The sequence below is a fragment of the Nitrospira sp. NS4 genome (genome assembly GCF_049546785.1).
Classification (GTDB): Bacteria; Nitrospirota; Nitrospiria; order Nitrospirales; family Nitrospiraceae; genus Nitrospira_D.
Genome location: NZ_JBMWAN010000001.1, coordinates 485,196 through 504,293, shown reverse-complemented (window position 1 = coordinate 504,293; position 19,098 = coordinate 485,196). Strand labels below are relative to the sequence as shown.

Genomic DNA, 19,098 nt, shown 5'->3' with positions numbered 1-19,098 from the left:
GTTCATCCGGATTCTTTGATGGTTCTCGTTTCTGTGGTTCGACGACCGAGCGAGGCAGGACAGACCAGCGCACCAACGTGAAGGTTTCTGATTCGGCTTCCCGTCACATGAGGGTTCCTCAATTCAGAGTCACATTCATACATACGCGACGAAGACATGAAGCGCGATAGATAAAGATTCCGCGAACATATTCCTCACAGGGCTTAGTTTTCAGGCTCAACGCAAGCATTGCCATCGCTGGTGAGTCCCATGATCACGCCATTAGGTGCGATCGTGATCATCGTCGTGAATGACGCTACTACGACTGTCGCACTTAGCTACAGTGCGGCTCTGGCTAAATGGCCTGGAATACCCCACCTGCCTTGTGCCCCTGTCATTGTTATCAGAGGGGCTTCCTACATAATCCTTGATAAGTAAACTCCGCGGCCACGCCGATGCGATCGATCCAGTGGCATGGTCCATGCTCTCACACAGATCTCGTCTCTCTGGTCCATTTTCCGATTGGCGAACGGGAACGCCTGCGATGTGGATCGCATTGACTACCATTCGCGAGCCCAACGATGCGCATGAGGAACCCACCCCATCCAGGACTGTCGGTGCGACATGACCGCCTCGACCCAATGAGACCCGCCGTGGCAGAAGGGGCGAAGGCGCCGGGTGTCACGCGCCAGGCCATGAATAATTCAGGCAGCCGGAAAGCTGGGATCTCAGCTGCAATGTCGTCCCATCTGGAAAAGTCATTTGGAGGCCGCGCCGAACCATGTCTGCGGGTGCAGACCGCCTATGACCTCAGCAGATGGAATCACTCGCTGGAAAGATAAAAGTCCAATGCGTCAAAGACGCGGTGATATCGGCCTGAGCCCGATCAGATCAGGGATCGCGGGGCTCCCTGTCGGTCCGAGAATGGGTAACCGCGAGAAATGTGTGATGGCAAGACTTGTTTCCGAAAGACGTCCAATGACACGAAGGGGATTGAGGGGTCTTTGAAAGCCGCCTCGGCACACACCTCGCCGATCAAGGCACGGCATGACCAAGGCGGGACAATTCCTCACATACAAGGAGGCAAGATCATGGCTCGAAGAGACGGATTGATCGGTGTGCTGTTAGTCATGGTGGTATCGGCCGGCTGCGCGGCGACGCGCGGGGAGTACGGCCTCATGACATCCGACCTCCCGAACGACGGCTTCCTGGGTGAGTATTCCCAACGGCTGAAGGCTGGTGATGAGTCGCAGGGTCAAGCCGCCCACTTCTATAATGATCCGGACTTGCGGGAAGTCGGCCCCCGGTACACCAAGGCAATGATAGACCCCGTGATGTTTTTCCGGGATGAGAGCGGCATTGCAACAGGCATGAACCAGAAAGACGCCCAGATTCTGGCGAACTATTTGCACAACACCATGTACAAGGTACTGAAGGAGCACTTCGAAATCGTGGATCAACCGGGACCCGATACGATGCGGTTCAAGTTTGCGATGAGCAATACGGAGTCGCGATGGGTCGGGCTCGACGTCGTCTCCACCATCGTGCCGCAGTTGCGGGCCGTGGCGGAATTGCAAGGCTTCACGACCGGCAAGCCGAGTTTCGTCGGTTCCGCAGTCCTCCAGTACAAAGCGGTGGACGCACAAACCGGCAAGGTGCTGGTGGCGGGGATTGACCCGCGTGTCGGCGGCAAGACTCTCGCGAAGGGGTTCGACAAGTGGGCCGATGTCATCCATATCGTGGACTTTTGGGGGGAGTTGGGCAAATTTCGGATATGTAAGCTCAAATCACAGCCGAACTGTCAGCAGCCGAAGCCCTGAGCATTCCTCGAAGCGAGGTTCGGAGTTGCCGCCAACGGAATCAATAGGAGGGGGCTCCGCGGCATTTGTGGACGAGAAAAAGGGGCAGCTTAGCCTTGTATCTTGGCTCTTTTCTTTGGCCACCCCAAGCCGCTTGAAGACGCACAGCACAGTCTCCTGCTCCCTGCGCGAGTTGGTGCGGGCAGGACGTTCCGTATGAAGGTCGCGGCGTGCTACGGCGGATCAACAGGAAGGCGGCAGGCTCTCGGCTCGCACGGTCATGTTTGAAGAACCCGTGACAAGCAAGGAATCCCGAGGTCCTGCGCTTCTGCGGCTCCTCCTCCGCATCGGCCTGCTGGCAGTGATCGCCTGGGGGTGTGCCGCGCTTTGGGTAGACGGCCCATCCTCGCGGCCGCTGGCAGGTCTCCTGGCGGCGATGTTTGCGCTCACCTCGTCCTGGCTACTGTTTTTCGTCAGGCCCTTCCTGCGCGGCGCCCTGACGTGCCTCCTCCTGTTCCTGCTTCTCCTTGGATGGTGGCTTCACATCGCTCCGGGCAACGACCGGCATTGGCAGCCGGACGTGGCCGTGTCTCCGACCGCGGAGATCAGCGGGGACCGGCTGACGGTGCGCAATGTGCGGAACTTCGAGTATCGTTCAGAAACCGACTACACCCCTCGATGGGAAACCCGCACCTACGATCTGGCGAAGCTGCAGGGCCTCGATCTCTTTCTCTCCTATTGGGGGCCGCGAGCCATCGCGCACACGATTCTCAGCTGGCAGTTTGAAGACTCAGAACCCCTCGCGATCTCGATTGAAACCAGGAAAGAGGCAGGGGAGGAGTATTCGGCCGTACTTGGCTTCTTCCGGCAATTCGAGTTGTATTACGTGGTGGCGGATGAACGGGATCTCATCCGGCTTCGGACCAATGTTCGCGGTGAGGAGGTCTACCTCTATCGGCTCCGCCCCCCGCCAGCACGCGCTCGTGCGTTGCTCCTGAGCTACTTGGCTGCGGTCAACCGGCTTGCGACGACGCCGGACTGGTACAACGCCTTCACCCACAACTGTACGACCACGATTGTTCTACATATTCGCGATTTGGGCCTGCCGATCGTCCCGCACTGGAAGATGTTTTTGAACGGCTATCTCGATGAGAGCCTGTACGAGCAGGGCTTCATCAATCGTTCCCTCGCGTTCAATCACCTGCGGGAACAGAGCGCCATCACCCCGGTCGCCCGGACACTCGATCCTCGCGCCGAATTCTCGAAGGCGATTCGTATCGGACTTCCTGACCGTCCGCCTCCCCCTGATGGGATTGGCCTTCGTTAGCCTGATCCGACCGGTCTGGGTGAAAATGCCTGTTGAGGGTCAGGTTGAGGTGGCGCCGGGCTGTCCATACGACGACGGACCGGCGGATACGCGCCTCAGAATGAGGTCCCGGCACCGCCTGGTTTTGCGAAATGCAGGATATCCCCATTGGAATAACCTCCCCAAGACCGGGTAAGAGGTCTGACGAGAGTACCGTGAGGGGATCACTGTGCGCGGGAATGATCGAGAAGGATGCGCCGTATCTCCTCGATGGCCTCCGGATGCCCCTGGACAGAATGGCCCGACTGAATCACCTTTTCCGAAACCGCCTCCATCATGTGAGCGCTTGGGTAGGCCACGACCCCGTCATCATCCTCTTCCAGCGGTTTGTTCCCGGACACGGCAATGATGGAGTGAAGCGTGACAGCCGGATTCATCGGGATCGAGGACAGGATTTTGGTGAAGGGGCGCCCCGGGTCCATACTCTGCACGCTGCGCGGAATGTCTCGTAGTACGTCCGTTTCGAGCACCTGTGCGGCTTCCAGCCCCGTCGATACGATCGAAGCCGGCAGCGTGATGAGATTGGCCAGCCAACGCGCAATTCCTCCGGCAGCGACATAGCTTCCCCTGTGAGGGGTGGCCATGAAAATGACTTCGGACACGAAGGGAAGCGGCGTAAAAAAGAGCGACCGGCGAAGCGCCTCCCTGGTTTCCGGCTTTACATCCACCTCGTCAATCGGTTTCTTGCTCACGTAATCCCAGAAACGCGTGCCGCTGTCGATGGTCATGAGCCTGGCCAGAAGGCCCCCTTGGCTATGTCCGATCACCACCATGTGCCGGAGCGCAGGGTCCTGACCTTCCGGATCGAACATCTGAACGGCATCTTGAAGCGATTGGTGCAAGATCCCGGCGCTGAAGAGAATGGGGTCACCCGTGTTGTAGGTGAAGATCCACAGCTGGTACCGTCGCACGAACCTGGGATCCGCCATCAGTTCGTTGATGAGTTCAGCCCACCGGACAGGGCTCGACGCTGTTCCATGTACGAGCACAAGTGGTATCTTCCCTCGCCGGTAGGGCTCGACGGTCCCAAGATGGCTCAACCTGGTCCGAAAGAGTTGTGGCCGAATTCCGAAGAACCCTCGGATTTCGAAGTCAAAGACCGGCATATCGTTGAGCGTATAGGCAATGGTCGAAGTCGACTCGAACTCAAGCGGGACATCGAAACCGGAGAGGCGCACGGTCCTCTGGCCGTCGAGGGTATAGAGTTCCAGAGTTCCACGAACATGCCCGTCGGCGAGACGGCGCTGGACCCCTTTGAGCCGAAGCAAAGCGGTTGCGGTCACCTTGCTGGCAGGGAAGATCAATTCACTGCCTGGTTGGGTATTTCCTTCCACCTGGCCGAGAGTCGCAATAAGCGGAGCGCCCACGCCTGGCTGCCGGTATCGGTTCCGGAGCCCGTACACATTAAATTGCACCGCAGGAAAGAATCGATCCAGCTTGTAGCCGGCCCAGGTGAATTGCTCCGGGGCCTCGATCACCAGTTCACCGAACGGCAGCGGGTAGGGTCCAGCGCGCAATGCGACTTCCTCCACCTCGCTGTCGCGATTCACCAGCAAACCTTTGGCCAGCGCCGCGTTATAAATATCCGCGAGGATCCGGTTTCGGGGATCGAGCGGAACCGGCTTGAGCGCGCCCTCGTCGGGATCCATCAAGGCATAGGCATAGACCGCAGCAGCCAGGTAATGGGGCGCGGATCCAGTGCGGCGGGCATGGAGCATGGAGAGTTCCGCCAGCGCGAAAAGACGTGCCTCGTCCCCTGTCGGTGCCAGTCCTCGATGTAGATCGGCGAGCGCCCTCTCCGGATCCTGCTTGAATCGCTCGTAGAGGTTGAGCCGAAGCAACGTCTGAACGGTAAACGACGTGGGGCGGTCGGCGGAGAGCGCGTTCGCATAGCTCTCCTGGTAGGCCTCATCGAGGCTCCAGCGCTTCACGCCCACAGGCGAAGCGCAGGCAGTCAAGAGCAGAATGAAGCAGACTGCTAGCGCCGTGTGCGGCATTTGTCGTTCGATCCCCCTCATCACGCCGCTCCGTTATGGCTATACCGTCGAACGTCCAATGGGCTCCGCTGTATGAGTTGCTCCCGATGAGCAGGCATAGGTCCACCCCGGATGCCTCGCGCACCTGTTCCGCTTAGACTGGGAGGCCCCTTATGTCATGCGCAAGACAGATGCCATCAGGCAATTTCCAGAAGAAGAACGACCTTCAAGTGTTCCGGCAAATTCATTTGGTGAGGTTTGGTCATGTTATGAGGCATGTCGCTACAGGAGCTCGATCGTGTGTTGTCGCATAATTCCCCAGAAGCGCATGGCCTCTTTCGCCGCCGCTGCGTTTTGGCCCGGCTCCTTCGGCCGGCGTGAAGACGGATACTCAAGAGGCAATGGCTCAGGGAGGCCGGGCCGGCGGCTTCCGTGACCTGCGCATGTCAATGGAACTACTGGCATGGACCTGGCAGTAGGAATTGTTGCTGGCGGACAGCTCGCGTCGAGGTCCGTTCTTCGTATCAGGCGCGATCGGAAGAGGACCTGGAATGATCGGAGTTCAGTGACTGCTTATGACAGGATCTGATGTGCGCTGATAGAGATCCCGTCTCGATTGAGGCAACATGCCGGCGCGCAAGTCGATGAACCGGAGGATGGCAGGAGGGAGATGCTATGGAACGATGGGGACGCACAACGTGGCAGACCGGCACCATATGTGTGCTTGGGAGTTGTCTCGCGGCGATCGTGGGCTGCGCATCGTTGGATTTCTGGTCTCCTGCGCCGTTCATCCCTGTCGCGATCGAGCGTTTGAACGATGTCGAGGGCCGATGGGAGGGCAGGGTCAAGGCCGAACAGGGTTTTGATAGCGCCTGGGTCACGGCAGACATCACCAACCACGAGAGCTACGCGACTTATACCTTTGTCAGGACTGGTATCAGGACGCCTTTTCTTGGGGCAGGGAATCTGCAGTTGCTGGACGGGCGGCTTCTCACGGAGGGGGAGGGCAGGTCGCTGACGTTTACGCTTGCCGAACAGGGAGGAGTCCGGGTGCTGCTGGTTACCGGTATCGGGAAAGACGGCCAGTCCTATCATGCGGAATTGAAACGAGCGAAGTAGGCCGGGGGGATCAAGCTAGACCTGTCGCAGGGGGAGCGGTCCTCATTTCCTGCGCAGGAGCGAAAAAGTCCGGCGGATGGCTTCATCCATGCCTATGCGAAGAGGACCGGAAATGAGCAGGCCTCTGTTGCCGGACTCTTCAGGAGCCGGCAGCCAACGCACGCGCGGCTGCCGATATCCCGCTTCAATGCCGAAGAGCGCGGTTCCCGTGAACGGAGGCCATAGTTCCTAACCGTGAGAACGACCGGTCCCGTCATGGCTAAAGTAATTGCCCGTGTGACATACTCCGCCGCTATGAAGTCGCTCACGGCAACGTTCCTCGCGTGCCTCCTGACGACGGCCGGTATCGGCTGCAAGCAGGAGGCTTCATCCACATCCTCCCAAACCGCACCAGAAGTCCAAGTCGTGGAAGTGGTCCAGAAGGATGTGCCGATCCATACCGTGTGGGTCGGGACCACCGACGGCTCCGTCAATGCCGTCATCCGGGCCCAGGTCACGGGATATCTCCTGAAGCAGCACTATACAGAAGGATCGTTCGTGAAGGAGGGCGCGCTCTTATTCGAGTTGGATCCCAGCAAGTTCCGGGCGGCAGTGAACCAGGCCGAGGGAGATCTGGCGAAGGCCCGAGCGCAGCTCTTGAAAGCCAGACTGGATGTGGAGCGCGATACGCCGCTTGCCAAGCAAGGCGCGATCAGTCAGAAAGAACTGGATGATTCCATCCAATCGTATGCAGCCGCCCAAGGTATGACCGCCGCCGCCAAGGCCGCGGTGGAGCAGGCGAAGCTCAATCTCAGTTGGACCAGGATCGTGGCGCCGATCGACGGGGTCGCGGGTATCGCCAAGGCTCAGATCGGCGATCTTATCGATGCCAACACCGAACTGACATCCATGTCGACGGTCGACCCGATCAGGGTCTATTTCCCGATCAGCGAGCAGGAATATCTCGCGGCCGCGGAGAAAGTTCAGCAACGCTACGATGAACGGGAAAAGGGTGAAGAGTACCGCGGAGTGGAGCTCGAGTTGATCCTGGGAGGCGACAAAGTCTATCCGCACAAGGGACGGTTTTATCTGGTTGATCGCCAGGTGGATGTCAAGACCGGCACCATTCGCGTCGCGGCGATCTTCCCCAATCCCGGCAATCTCCTGAGGCCCGGCCAATTCGCTCGCGTACGGGCAGTCACGAGAACGCGGGAGAAGGCGCTGTTGGTTCCTCAGCGCGCGGTGACGGAAATGCAAGGGAGTTATCAGGTCGCGGTGGTGACGCCGGAGAACACAGTCGAGATCCGCCCCGTCAAAGTCGGGGAGCGAACCGGCCATCTCTGGATCATCGACCGGGGACTGAATCCGGGCGAGCGCGTGGTCGTCGAAGGGTTGCAAAAGATCAAAGCCGGCATGACCGTAGAGCCCAAACCCTTCCAAGAGACCACCGATCAAAAGGCCTCGTGATGCAGGTGCGGATCTGACGGTCCTGCGCGGCCTTCGTTGAAACAGTGTTCTGATTCCTATGGCCAAATTCTTCATCAATCGTCCGATCGTCGCAATGGTGATTTCGATCATCATGGTGATTCTCGGCATCGTCGCGATGGTTCAGCTGCCGATCGCGCTGTTTCCGGACATCGCTCCCCCGGAAATCCAGCTGGCGGCCACGTACGTGGGGGCCGATGCCGTGACGCTTGAAAAGTCGGTGGCCACCCCCATCGAGCAGATGATGAGCGGGGTGGACAACATGATTTACATGTACTCGGTGAACGCGAACAACGGGCAGATGACTCTGCGGGTGGATTTCGACATCAAGACGAGGCCCAACGACGACCAGATCCTGACCCAGATGCGCTATACCCAGGCTGAATCTCAGTTGCCGCAGGAAGTGCGGAACTTCGGGGTCACGATCAAGAAGTCCGCGACCAGCCCTCTCGCCCTGTTCTCATTGTATTCACCGAACGGCACCTACGACGAGATCTTCCTGGCGAACTACGCCTATGTGAACATCAATGATCCCATGACCCGCGTGCCGGGCATCGGCCAGGTGACGATCTTCGGGGCGGGCCAGTATGCGATGCGGTTCTGGGTGCGGCCCGATCAGCTCGCCAAGCTCGGCATCACGGTAACCGAAATTACCAACGCCATTAAGGCCCAGAACACCGTGAACCCCGCGGGTCAGATCGGCGCCGAGCCGGTGCCCCCAGGACAGGAGTTCACCTACAGTGTCCGCGCCCAGGGCCGGCTCGAGACAGAAGAAGAATTCGGAAATATCGTCATCCGTGCCAATCCGGACGGCTCGATGGTTCGATTGAAGGACGTGGCCAGGGCCGAACTGGGCGCGCAGATGTATAACATCATCGGCCGGATGAACGGGAAACCATCGGCGATCATCGCCATTTATCAGCTTCCGGGATCCAACGCGATCCAGACCATGGACGCCGCGACAAAGTTGATGGAGGAGATGAAGGCCCGCTTCCCGGGTGACCTGGATTACGTCACCTCGCTCGATACCACCCAGGCAGTCCGGGAAGGCATCAACGAGATCGTCCACACCCTCTTCGAGGCGCTCGTCCTCGTGATCATCGTCGTCTATATCTTCCTCCAGGGCTGGCGGGCGACCCTCATTCCGCTCCTGGCTGTGCCGGTCTCGCTGGTCGGGACATTCATGCTCTTCCCGTTGCTTGGTTTTTCGATCAATACACTGTCGCTGTTCGGCCTCGTGCTGGCCATCGGGCTGGTCGTGGACGATGCCATCGTGGTGGTCGAGGCAGTCGAGCATCACATCGAACAGGGCCTGTCGCCCAAAGAGGCCAGTCTCAAGGCCATGGAGCAGGTCTCGGGACCGGTGGTGGCCATCGCGCTGATCCTGGCCGCGGTCTTCATCCCGACCGCGTTTATTCCCGGTATCACCGGCCGGTTGTATCAGCAATTTGCCGTCACCATCGCCCTCTCCGTGGTCATCTCGGCTTTTAACGCGCTCACGCTCAGCCCTGCTCTCTCGGCCCTGTTGCTCCGGCCGAAGAAACCGGCGAGAGGCCCGCTGGGACGTTTCTTCGGCTGGTTCAATAGATGGTTCGGGCGCGCGACCGATGGCTATGTAAGTCTCTGCGGCCACTTGATACGAAAGGCCGGCCTCTCGATGCTGCTCCTCCTTGCGATTGCCCTCATGTCCGGCTGGCTCGGAACGCAATTGCCGACCGGCTTCCTCCCGATGGAGGACCAGGGTTATGTGTATTTGAACGTCCAGCTTCCTGAGGCGTCTTCTCTGCAGCGGACGGACCAGTTGTGCAAGCAAATAGAAACCATCCTGAAAGACACGCCTGGCGTCCGGTATGCGACGACCGTCGTCGGGTTCAGCCTTTTGAGCCAGGTGAGCACCACCTACAACGCGTTTTTCTTTGTCACGCTCCAACCCTGGGAAGAGCGCAAGAAACCGGAGGAACAGCTCCTCGCGATTTTCAAGAACGTCAACGAACGACTCGGCGGGCTCCCGGAGGCCAAAGCCTTCCTGTTTCCGCCGCCCGCCATCCCGGGTGTCGGCACCTCCGGTGGCGTGACCTTTGTTCTGGAAGACCGGGCCGGGAAGGATATTGCCTTCTTGGCGAACAATACCCAGAAGTTCATGGAAGCCGCCAAAGCGCGTCCGGAGATTGCAAGAATCGATACCACCTTCATCCCCGACGTGCCTCAGGTGTTCGCCAGAGTGGACCGCGATAAGGTGCTCAAGCAGGGGGTGAGTCTCTCCGATGTGTACCAGACGCTCCAGTCGTTTATGGGCGGGGTAATGGTCAATTTCTTCAACCGATTCGGTCGCGTCTGGCAGGTATATGTCCAGGCGGAGGGAGAGTTCCGCACTCAAGCGGAAAACGTCGGACAATTTTATGTGCGGAACAGCGACGGAGCGATGGTCCCGCTTTCCGCGCTTGTGACGATGGAGACCTTCCACGGCCCCGAGTTCACGATGCGCTACAACGAATACCGTTCCGCGCAGCTCCTTGTGGGGTTGGCCCCAGGCTACAGTTCCGGCCAGGCGATGAAGGCCTTGGAGGAGATCTTCGCGGAATCGATGCCGGCCGGAATGGGCTTCGATTACATGGGCATGTCGTTCCAGGAAAAGGCGGCGGCCGAAGGTGTGCCGGCCGGCGTGATTTTCGGATTCTCCCTGCTCTTTGTGTTCCTGATCCTCTCCGCGCAATATGAAAGCTGGGCCTTGCCCTTCAGCGTGCTCCTCGGTACGCCGGTTGCCGTCTTCGGCGCGTTCGGCGCCTTGTGGCTGCTCAAGCTTGTGGCTCCTCAGGCCAGCGAGAATGATGTGTTCACCCAGATCGGGCTGGTGATGCTGATCGGCCTGACGGCCAAGAACGCGATCCTCATCGTGGAATTCGCAAAGGTCGAATATGAGGGAGGGAAGCCCTTGATCGATGCCGCGCTGGCCGCCGCCAGGGTGCGGCTCCGTCCCATCCTCATGACCGCGTTCGCATTTATTCTCGGGGTGGTGCCCCTGGTGCTCGCCACGGGAGCCGGCGCGCACGGACGAGTGCTGCTCGGTCTCGCCGTCTTCGGCGGTATGTTGGCCGCGAGCGTGATTGGGATCTTCCTCATTCCGGTCACGTTCCACATGGTGGAAACGCTTGTGCATCGAGGCGAACAGCCCGCGAAACCAATGCCTGGCGGGCCTGTTCCCGGTGCGCCGGACCGATCAGGCGACGGACATCCGTCCCTGCCGGTCACGCAACCGACGCTGTCCCCGACCCACGAACGGCAGAGCGGGGGGGAGGGAGGAGGGCGATAAGATGGATCGTGAGCGAGATGCGCGGGAACAGCGAAAGGAGCGAGATTTGCCAGGAATGAGACGGCGAAGAAGATACCTTGCCCGTCCCGTGCTTCTCGCGAGCTTCGCCTGTCTCGCGTTGATGCTGTCATCCTGCAAGATGGGCCCCGATTACACCAGGCCGGAACCCCCGAAGGGTGACTCCTGGCGTATGACGGCCGCGACTGCCGAGTCCATCGCCAATCTGCCCTGGTGGGAACTGCTGAAGGACCAGGAACTCCAGAAACTGGTGCGCGCTGCAATCCTGGAAAACCTGGATCTGCGGATCGCCGCAGCCAACATCGAGGAGTTCCGGGCTCAGCTCGTGATCGCCAAATTCGACCTGGCCCCGTCGCTGTCGTATTCGGGAAATGCGTTCGGCCTTCGTAACACGAACAGCGACGTGATTCCGATCGGCGGTCTTGGCGTCCCGGCAGGGGGCAAAAGTGATGGACTGACCCTCGGGTACGAAGGCGTCTCTGCCGGTCTCAAGTGGGAAGCCGATCTGTGGGGCCGTCTTAGACGGTCTATCGAAGCAGCCCAGGCGCAATTGTTGTCGCAAGAGGAACATCAACGCGCGGTGATCCTCGGCTTGGTCAGCAACGTGGCCGAGGCCTACTTCGACCTGCGCGGTCTGGACTACGAGGCGGAAGTTGCCAGGCGCACCCTGAGAGCCTGGGAGGAAACGGTTCGGCTGTCCGAGCTCCGGTACAGGCATGGGGATGTCTCCAAACTCGACCTCGATCGGTTCGAGGCTGAACGGGCCGGAACCGCAGCTCAGTTGGCGGATCTTGAGCGGCAAGTGGTTCAGACGGAAAATCGGCTCAGCATCCTGCTCGGCCGGAAGCCGGAGGTCGTGTCCAGAGGGTTGGGTCTCAACGATCAGCCCATGCCGCCGGCGGTTCCCCCGGGCCTCCCGTCGGATCTGCTCCAGCGGCGCCCGGACATTTTGGAAGTCGAGCAGAAACTGGCGGAGGCGACCGCCAACATCGGCATCGCCCAGGCGAACCGCTTTCCGCAATTGGCCCTCACAGGCTCGGCCGGGGGAGGCGGGTTCCAGTTGTCCGGAGCATCGGCGGGACCCTTCGCCGTCTTTAGCGGCTCGGCTTCCCTGAGCGGTCCGCTCCTCAATGCCACGGCGCTGGGCTATCAGGTGAGGGTCACGGAGGCCAAGGCTGAGGCTGCGTTGGCTCAGTACAAGAAGACCGTGCTGACGGCCTTCAAGGAAGTCGAAGACGCACTCATTGCCGTCCAGAAGGCCGGGGAGCAGCGAACAGCTCAGGAACAGCAAGTAGCGGCTCTGCAATCAGCGTTTCGCTTCTCCGATCTGCGGTACCAGGGTGGGCGGGCCAGCTACCTCGATGTCTTGACGGCCCAGCGGAGTCTCTTTGAAGCGGAGCTCGGGCTCGCCCGCACCCGCCGGACGCAGCTCAAATCGGTCGTCCAGCTCTATAAGGCGTTGGGCGGAGGATGGGCTCCGGACGGTTCAACCGATCGTCGCCTGGTTTCCAGTCCTGTGGCCCCCGGTGTTGGACAACCCGACCCTGCCGCGATTACCCGTTGATAGAGGCTTGCCGGCGCTGGCGGGATCACGGGGGGCGCATCGCGGGGCAGGCGATTCGTGATAAAGGACTCGCGCAGGCCGCTGTATATATAAACTATCTCACGTGGGGAGACGTATGCCTACAGTCGAATCTTCCGCTGTTCCTGTTCTGCAGACCGTGTGCCACCCGACCGATTTCAGCCCGGCCAGCCACACGGCGTTCGCCCACGCACTGACCGCGGCGCTGATCGCGGAGGCCAAACTGACGATCCTCCATGTGTCGCCGCAAGGGGGAGAGGAGTGGACGGATTTTCCGCGGGTCCGGGAGACGCTTGAGCGATGGGGCCTGCTGCCGAAAAACAGCGAACGATCCGCCGTCGCGAAACTGGGCATCCAGGTCGAAAAGGTCCAAACTGTCCACACGGATCCGGTGGAATCCATCACAGCCTACCTGGACAACCACAATGCCGACCTCATCGTGTTGGCCACGGATCAGGAGAAAGGGAGGATTCAGTGGCTCAACCGCTCCGTTGCGACGGGGGTTGCCCGCAAGTCGCGCCAGATGACGCTCTTCATTCCGAATGGCGTGGACGGCTTCGTCTCCCTCAAGGACGGCTCCATCTCGCTCAAACACATCCTGATCCCCGTCGCCTCCGACCCGCCGCCGCAGCCGGCCGTTCAGGCCGCGGTTCGGATGGCCTCACGGCTCCGTTGTCCCTCCGGCCTCTTCACCCTGCTCCACGTCGGAGAACAGGGTGCGATGCCCGATGTCCGCTGTCCGGAACTGGCGGGCTGGCGTTGGGAAAAGGTCACCAGAAGCGGCGGTGTGGTTGATGTAATCGACCAGACCGCCCGAGAAACCCGAGCGGACCTCCTCGTGCTGTGCACGGAAGGGCGGAACGGGTTTCTGGATGCCCTGCGTGGGAGCCATAGCGAGCGCGTCCTGCGGCAGTCCCCCTGTCCGGTCCTGGCCGTTCCAGCGGGCGGATTCATCGGATCGGTCTTATAGGTCGAGCCGGCGCCGCCTCCGTCGCTCCTGATCACCAGGCGCTCGAACCAGTCATCCGGGGAGCAACCCGTTGCATCACTATCTGCCCTTGCCGGACCTCATCCTGGCTATGACGGTGCTGCTCACGATCAGCGCCGTGATGATTACCGTCGCCCGTCGGCTCGGCATGGGCCCGCAGCTTGGTCTGTTGCTGTCCGGAGTCATTCTGGGGTCGTCGCAGGTGCTGAGTCCGCCGCAGGTGGAACGGATGCGCGAGGTCTCGGAACTCGGAGTGGTCTTCTTCCTCTTCGTGATCGGGCTTGAGCTCGATCTCTGGAGAGCGTGGTCGTTGAGACGGTATGCCATGGACGGAGCGGAGAGCATGCCCAATCGGTCAGAGAGATCGGGTTATTTCAGGGCTTCAGCGCCACCCACAATATCCATGAGTTCCTTGGTGATGACCCCTTGTCTGGTCTTGTTATAGTAAGTCGTCAGGTTCTTGATGAGTTCACCCGCGTTCCGCGTTGCACCGTCCATTGCCGCCATGCGTGCGCCTTGCTCGGCGGCCGAAGATTCCAGCAGCACGCGGTACGCCTGGACGTGGAAGTTACGGTGCAGAAGGTGCTCAAGCAGTTCGTCCTCACTCGGTTCGTAGAAATAGCCTCCTGGGACTGTCTCGGTTGCTTGGTCGAGATCCTTCCTATCGGTGATTTCAACGACCCAGTCGATCGGAAGGAGCCGTTCGACAACCACCCGTTGCGCGATGGCGGATTTGAACTCATTGTAGATGATATAGACCGCATCGATGCTCCCTGCCACATACTCGTCGAGCGCCGGGAACTCTTCTCCCATCACCATCCCGTGCTCGAACGTCAATTTGTCGAAGACGTCCACCACTTCCCGACGCACCGTCCAACCGCGTCTCCGGAAAAAGTCGCGGCCTTTCCGACCCACCACCGCCACCTCAACCTGCACACCGCGGGATTCAAGTTCCTTCAGTGCAGTGACCGCCGTGCGGAGAATGTTCGCGTTAAACGCTCCGCATAATCCGCGGTCGCTCGTCACGACCGTCACGATCACGCGACGGTGTTCGCCTTCCCGCTTACGGAGCAACGGATGAGCGTCTCGATTGACCCTCAGGCTGAGGTTGCGGATGGTATCCCGCATCTTCAGGGCGTAGGGCCGTGCTGCGAGAATGCGGTTCTGCGTGCGTTTGAGTTTCGCCGCCGCCACCATTTTCATGGCCTTCGTGATTTTCTGCGTTTTTTTGACGGAGGCGATCTTTCGTCTGACGGATTGAAGGCTGGGCATGCTAGTTACTCCAAGGTGGTCATGGAAGCCGACTATACATGGTGACTCAGCGACAGCAGGCGTCGGAGCCTAGCATCGGTGGTCAAAGACGTCAACATAGTGGATAGCATGAATGTGGTCACGTGGTCTGATCATGTGCAACCACGGAGGCAAACCGTTCCCGGAACGTCTCAGCTGCCAGTCCGACTACTGCGGCACAGCGAGTCAGCCGCTCGCTCTGCTCGAAGTCGCCGGGCTCCAGGCGAATCATGTGGCGCCGGGCGATCCGATAGGTCCCGGCAGTGACATCCACCATTCGCACTCTCGTCCGCTGCGTGAGCGGATCGAGAATGGTGTTGAAGGGCATCGGCGAAAATTCTCCGTTGACGATCGAGACCATTGCGCCGCTGCCCCCGCCGATCAAGAATTCGGCGGCACAAGCGCCTAATTCCCGGCAATACTCCATGTCGAACGGGATGGGATCCGCGCAGCGTAATTCAAAGCCGAGATCTTTGAGCCGGATGATCGGGGTGATGCCGTAGGGTTTCAACCGTTTGAGCACTTCCTCTTTCAAGACCCGGCCCAGATCGAGATCGGCCAGCGCGGGATGGCCATGGTCGTCGCGGGCGACGGAAGCCAGGGCCGTGAGATCATCCGGGTCCATGATTTCAGCCAGACCCTCCGCAAGCACGGCCACGCCGTCTTCATGCCCCTGGCTCAGCCGTTTGATCATCGCGCCGGCGAGAATATCGGCGACCTTCGCGAGTCTGACCGGTCGCTCCGGGAACTCTTCCGGAATCAGCGTGAGCGTCGCACCGGCGGCATTGCCGATCCCTAATGCGAGATGGCCGGCCTTGCGCCCCATGGCCACGACAAAGAACCAGTGAGAGGTGGTCCGTGCGTCCTCCAGGATGCTTTGGACCGCATAGGTGCCGAGGTGCCGGGCTGTCTGAAAGCCGAACGTGGGCACGCCTCGCGGAAGATCGAGGTCGTTATCGATGGTCTTCGGAACGTGGACGACCCGCAATCGCCCTTGTGCGGCCCGTTCGAGGGTGAGCGCCGAAAAGCACGTGTCATCCCCCCCGATCGTGATCAGCCCCGTGACGCCGAGTTGCTCGAGGCTTTTCAAGACCTGGGTAACGTGTGCGGAGTTCCTGGTCGGGTTTGCTCGCGCGGTCTTGAGGATCGATCCTCCTCGAAAATGCAGCCGGCTGACTTGGTCGATCGTCAGCGGCGTGATCTTGCTCACATCGCCCTGCATGATCCACTTGAAGCCTTGCTCGATGCCTAGAACCTTTCTGCCTTCATCGAGACACCGGATCGTGGCGGCGCTGATCACTCCGTTGATGCCCGGCGCCGGCCCTCCCCCGACCAATATGGCGACTGTTTCGGCCATCGGGATTTCTCCTTTGCAGTCCGTATTGTATTGAGCGCATGGCGAGCGTCGAGCCCTCCCGTGGATGTATGCGAGGAATATGCCTGTCATTCCAGAACCTGGGAAAAGGAAATGACCGTGTCATCTCAGCCATCAGGATAGTGCAATGTAATTCCACCGAGACGACGGCTTTCATGAGCTGGGGGCATTGGGGCTTATCGGGGCAATCCGCGGAATTCCTCCTGTAGCCAATCGCTACAGGAAAGGGCTCCAACCTTGATCTGATTGTTTCGTGGCGAAGAAACGAACCGATAGGAGTGGGTTTTAGCAATCTTTTGTGAAAGGTATTGAGCTTGCAAACACGTCTAGCAGGTGAAGCGGCAACGAGTCGTGAACGGCGGCGAACCTTCTGCAATGGCCGTAAGGCCGATGCAGGTTCCTAGTAGTCAGACGATTCTCGCTGACATGTCGTTGGGTTTGTCCCTTCTGGGAGAAGTCAGGCGGCTGAATCAGCATTGCGGGAAAAGGAGCTTGCATTGATGGCAAGACAAGACCTGGAGCAGACGGCGAGAGCGCTGGTCGCCGAGGGAAAAGGCATCCTGGCGGCAGACGAAACGGTCCCCACCGTCACGAAGCGATTGAGCGCGCTCCACATCGAATCCACCGCCGACAGCCGGCGGACCTATCGCGAAATGTTTTTTACGACACCGGGCGCCGGAGAGTTCATCAGCGGTGCCATCTTATACGACGAAACCATCCGTCAGAACAGCTCCTCCGGCATCCCCCTTACCGAGGTGCTGACGAAGCAAGGCATCATCCCGGGGATCAAGGTGGATACGGGGGCCAAGCCGCTGGCCGGTGCCTCCGACGAGACCGTTACGGAAGGGCTGGACGGGTTGCGCGACCGCCTGAAGGAATACTACGGCCTGGGCGCCCGCTTTGCCAAGTGGCGTGCGGTCATTCGGGTTACGGAGCAGCTCCCGAGCTCCACGTGCATCAACGTGAACGCCCACGCGCTGGGCCGTTATGCGGCACTGTGCCAGGAAGCGGGCCTTGTGCCCATCGTTGAGCCCGAAGTGCTCATGGACGGTGGTCATACGATCGAACGGTGCGAGGAGGTGACCGGTTGCGTCCTTCACGCGGTCTTCAACGCGCTCTACGATCAGCGGATAGTCCTGGAGCAGATGCTGCTCAAGCCCAGCATGATCATCTCAGGAAAGTCCTGTCCGAACCAGGCTTCGGTCGACGAGGTTGCCACAGCGACATTGCGTTGCCTGCGCCGGCATGTTCCGGCCGCGGTTCCCGGTATCGTGTTCCTGTCCGGCGGTCAAAGCGATGTCCTCGCGACCAAGCATCTCAACGCCATCAATAGGCTGGATCTGCCGCGCCCCTGGAAAGTCAGCTTTTCCTACGGTCGGGCGCTTCAGGACCAGGCGCTGCAGGCGTGGCAGGGCAAGGCGGAGCAGTTTCAGGCAGGCCAGCAGTCGTTCTATCATCGGGCCAAGTGCAACGGTGCCGCCGCGCTTGGACGATATACCGCCGCGCTGGAGGGGGCAGTTGCACGATGACTAACCTGTGCGGATTCCGTCTCTAATCGGCAGCTGCAACATGCACGTTCTTGTCGTCAACAGCGGAAGTTCGTCGATCAAATTTCGGCTCGTGGACGTGGCTGAAGAGTCGGGCGGCGTTCTGAGGGTTCAGCCGGCGTTGATCGAGGGCCACGTCAAAGGCATCGGGGGCGTCGCAACGATCGATGTGACCGGGCAGGGTGGAGAGCGTTCGACGGCCGCCTTGGAGATCGGCAACCATGCCGGGGCGTTGCGCGAGGTGTTTGATCGGCTGGCCGGGTCACTCGGCCAGATCGAAGCGGTCGGGCATCGGGTGGTGCATGGAGGAGAGCAGTACGTGACCCCTACGTTGATCACCGGGGAGGTTGAGGCCGGAATCGACGCATTGTCCGAGTTGGCGCCGTTGCACAATCCTTCCTGTCTTGCAGGGATACGCGGGGCCAGAGCGTTGTTGGGCCCTGCGCTTCCGATGGTGGCCGTTTTCGACACGGCTTTTCATCGGAACATGCCTGAAGTGGCCAGACGGTATGCGCTTCCCACGGAATTGGCTGACCGGCACCGCATCCGCCGTTACGGGTTTCACGGGATTGCCCACGCGTCGCTCTCGCATGGCTACGCGGCCTGCACGGGACATCCGCTCGAGCAGGCGCGTCTCATCACCCTGCAGTTGGGCAATGGCTGCTCCGTCGCGGCGATCGCCCAAGGCCGGTCGGTCGATACCTCGATGGGGTTCACGCCGTTGGAGGGATTGGTGATGGGGACCCGCTCGGGCGATGTGGATGCCTCCATCGTCAGTTACCTGTCCGGGCGGGAGAGGGTGGAGGCGGCTGAAGTTGAGCGTTGGCTCAACGAGCGGTCAGGCCTTCTCGGGTTGTCTGGTTTCTCGAATGATATGCGGGAGTTGCTCCGCGCGGCAGAACAGGAACGGGACCAACGGGCGGAGTTTGCTATCGAGCTCTTCTGCTATCGGGTGCGCAAGTATCTCGGCGCATACCTGGCTGTCTTGGGTGGCGCGGATGCCCTCGTGTTCGGCGGCGGCATCGGGGAACACGCGCCGGAAATTCGGCGGCGGATTTGTGATGGGATGGAGTGGTGCGGCCTGAGGCTCAGTCCTGAGCGTAATCGTGCGGCGGTGGGGCTGGCGCCAGGCGGGGCGGCGCAGATCAGCGCGGATGGATCGCCGCTTGCGGCCTATGTGGTCGCGGCGGATGAGGAAACCTGGATCGCCAGGGAAACGGTCAGATGTGTGAACGGTCTGCAGTCATAAGCCATCGGCGCTCGATGCAAGTTGAGCCCTGGCAAT

At 60.3% G+C, this 19,098-nt stretch carries 14 protein-coding genes; 11 read left to right on the top strand and 3 right to left on the bottom strand.

All coding sequences use genetic code 11. The annotated features are described in order from the left end of the window. The first annotated feature begins 560 nt into the window (after positions 1–560). The 3 genes from ACO9S2_RS02225 (at position 561) to ACO9S2_RS02215 (ending at position 3,105) form a co-directional block, all read left to right on the top strand. A complete protein-coding gene (locus tag ACO9S2_RS02225) occupies positions 561–821 on the top strand; it encodes a HigA family addiction module antitoxin (protein ID WP_423720185.1) in 261 nt (86 codons plus the stop codon). Positions 822–1,070: 249 nt separating this feature from the next. Next, positions 1,071–1,799 (top strand): DUF3313 domain-containing protein, encoded by a 729-nt coding sequence (locus tag ACO9S2_RS02220; protein WP_423720183.1) that lies wholly within the window; start codon positions 1,071–1,073, stop codon positions 1,797–1,799. 259 nt (positions 1,800–2,058) lie between these two features. Beyond that, positions 2,059–3,105, top strand: coding sequence for a DUF4105 domain-containing protein (locus ACO9S2_RS02215; RefSeq protein ID WP_423720182.1), 1,047 nt, complete (start codon positions 2,059–2,061; stop codon positions 3,103–3,105). Positions 3,106–3,308: 203 nt separating this feature from the next. Here the strand turns inward: ACO9S2_RS02215 and ACO9S2_RS02210 are convergent, their stop codons facing one another. Further along, positions 3,309–5,162 (bottom strand): esterase/lipase family protein, encoded by a 1,854-nt coding sequence (locus ACO9S2_RS02210; RefSeq protein WP_423720180.1) that lies wholly within the window; start codon positions 5,160–5,162, stop codon positions 3,309–3,311. A 633-nt stretch (positions 5,163–5,795) separates the two neighbouring features. Between ACO9S2_RS02210 and ACO9S2_RS02205 the strand changes: the two genes are divergently transcribed. From ACO9S2_RS02205 to ACO9S2_RS02180, 6 genes are all read left to right on the top strand, one after another. After that, complete coding sequence (locus tag ACO9S2_RS02205; RefSeq protein WP_423720178.1) at positions 5,796–6,239, top strand: hypothetical protein; 444 nt, start codon at positions 5,796–5,798, stop codon at positions 6,237–6,239. A gap of 255 nt (positions 6,240–6,494) precedes the next feature. Next, complete coding sequence (locus ACO9S2_RS02200) at positions 6,495–7,685, top strand: efflux RND transporter periplasmic adaptor subunit (protein ID WP_423720176.1); 1,191 nt, start codon at positions 6,495–6,497, stop codon at positions 7,683–7,685. A 58-nt stretch (positions 7,686–7,743) separates the two neighbouring features. Beyond that, positions 7,744–11,013: an efflux RND transporter permease subunit gene (locus ACO9S2_RS02195; RefSeq protein WP_423720174.1), complete on the top strand. Its 3,270-nt coding sequence runs from the start codon at positions 7,744–7,746 to the stop codon at positions 11,011–11,013. A 1-nt stretch (position 11,014) separates the two neighbouring features. Continuing rightward, positions 11,015–12,595 carry an efflux transporter outer membrane subunit gene (locus tag ACO9S2_RS02190; protein ID WP_423720172.1) on the top strand — a complete coding sequence of 527 codons (1,581 nt, stop codon included), beginning with the start codon at positions 11,015–11,017 and terminating at the stop codon, positions 12,593–12,595. 115 nt (positions 12,596–12,710) lie between these two features. Continuing rightward, positions 12,711–13,583 carry a universal stress protein gene (locus ACO9S2_RS02185; protein ID WP_423720171.1) on the top strand — a complete coding sequence of 291 codons (873 nt, stop codon included), beginning with the start codon at positions 12,711–12,713 and terminating at the stop codon, positions 13,581–13,583. A 109-nt stretch (positions 13,584–13,692) separates the two neighbouring features. Continuing rightward, positions 13,693–14,046, top strand: a complete 354-nt coding sequence (locus tag ACO9S2_RS02180) for a cation:proton antiporter (RefSeq protein ID WP_423720698.1) — start codon at positions 13,693–13,695, stop codon at positions 14,044–14,046. Here the strand turns inward: ACO9S2_RS02180 and atpG are convergent. Further along, the gene (gene atpG, locus ACO9S2_RS02175; RefSeq protein WP_423720170.1) at positions 13,971–14,873 is read right to left on the bottom strand and encodes an ATP synthase F1 subunit gamma; all 903 of its coding nucleotides are present in this window, start codon (positions 14,871–14,873) and stop codon (positions 13,971–13,973) included. The genes ACO9S2_RS02180 and atpG overlap by 76 nt on opposite strands. A gap of 118 nt (positions 14,874–14,991) precedes the next feature. Further along, a complete protein-coding gene (gene pfp / locus ACO9S2_RS02170; protein WP_423720168.1) occupies positions 14,992–16,248 on the bottom strand; it encodes a diphosphate--fructose-6-phosphate 1-phosphotransferase in 1,257 nt (418 codons plus the stop codon). A gap of 518 nt (positions 16,249–16,766) precedes the next feature. On the opposite strand from pfp, the gene ACO9S2_RS02165 reads away from it, so the two are divergent. Both ACO9S2_RS02165 and ACO9S2_RS02160 read left to right on the top strand, forming a co-directional pair. Further along, the gene (locus tag ACO9S2_RS02165) at positions 16,767–17,795 is read left to right on the top strand and encodes a class I fructose-bisphosphate aldolase (RefSeq protein WP_423720166.1); all 1,029 of its coding nucleotides are present in this window, start codon (positions 16,767–16,769) and stop codon (positions 17,793–17,795) included. A gap of 40 nt (positions 17,796–17,835) precedes the next feature. Beyond that, on the top strand, positions 17,836–19,062 hold the full coding sequence (locus ACO9S2_RS02160; protein WP_423720165.1) for an acetate/propionate family kinase: 1,227 nt from the start codon (positions 17,836–17,838) through the stop codon (positions 19,060–19,062). Positions 19,063–19,098 lie beyond the last annotated feature (36 nt).